Origin of the sequence: Micromonospora sp. BL1 (assembly GCF_003667485.1) — a bacterium.
Classification (GTDB): Bacteria; Actinomycetota; Actinomycetes; order Mycobacteriales; family Micromonosporaceae; genus Micromonospora; species Micromonospora tulbaghiae.
Genome location: NZ_RCVK01000048.1, coordinates 1 through 847 on the forward strand (window position 1 = coordinate 1; position 847 = coordinate 847).

Annotated in this window: 1 pseudogene; it reads right to left on the reverse strand. The window is 79.2% G+C overall.

Annotated features, from left to right (window positions below):
• A pseudogene (locus EAD96_RS00215) lies at window positions 1-804 on the reverse strand (hypothetical protein); the annotation flags it as partial.
• Between the last annotated feature and the right edge of the window lie 43 nt (window positions 805-847).

An 847-nucleotide genomic window follows, 5' to 3' on the forward strand; every position in this document is an offset into this window, starting at 1 on the left:
GGTCGGATCCGGCCGTCGCCCGGTCCGCGGAGTGGGGACGGGCGTGGTGCGGCCGGGAACCGCCGCCGAACCCCGGGCCCGGGTGACCGGTACGGGCGGGGTGGCGTCGGTGCCGGCCGGCGTCCCGGCGTCGGCGGTCGGCGCCTCGGTGTCGGCGGTCGGCGCCTCGGTGTCGGCGGCCGTCGCTCCGGTGTTGCCGGCGGCGTCCGCGGCGTCGGTCGTCGGTGCGGCCCGGCTGGGCGATTCGGCGTCGCCGGTCGCTGCTCCCGCCGACGGATGCGTTTTCGCACCGTCGAGCGAGGCGGTGGCGGCCGGGTCTGCCGGGTGCCCCGACCGTTCGACTGGTTCGTCCTGCCGCGCCGACTCGCCTGGCTCCGTCGGTTCGCCCTGGTCGGCCGGTGCGGCCTGTCCTGCCGGGTCGGCCGGTGCGGGCGTCGGCTGCGCGTCGGAGGTCGAGGCCGCTGGGCTCTGCGCGGCCGGGGCGTCGGGCGGCAGGTCCTGCACCTCGTCGTCGGATGACCGTTCACCCGGACCGGTGCGGTGCGGCTGCTCGTCGGGCGCGGCGGCGGACGGCCGGCGGTGGGGCGTACCGTCGTGCGGTCTGCCGTCGGTGGCGTCGGACGGCTGGTCGGCCGACACCCCGTCGGAGGCCCGGTCGTCGGTGGCCTCCGGCGTGCCGGACGGGGACGCCGGAGCCGAGGCGCCCGTGGCGTCCTCGGTGTCGGCGGCGGTCGCCGGCTCGGTGACGGACGGCATCTCGGCCCCGTCGGCCGGCCGGTCCGCCCCCGGCTGCGGCTGCGGCATCGCGGCTGTCTCCTCTCGGCCCGTTGCGAGGTTAGTACCGCCC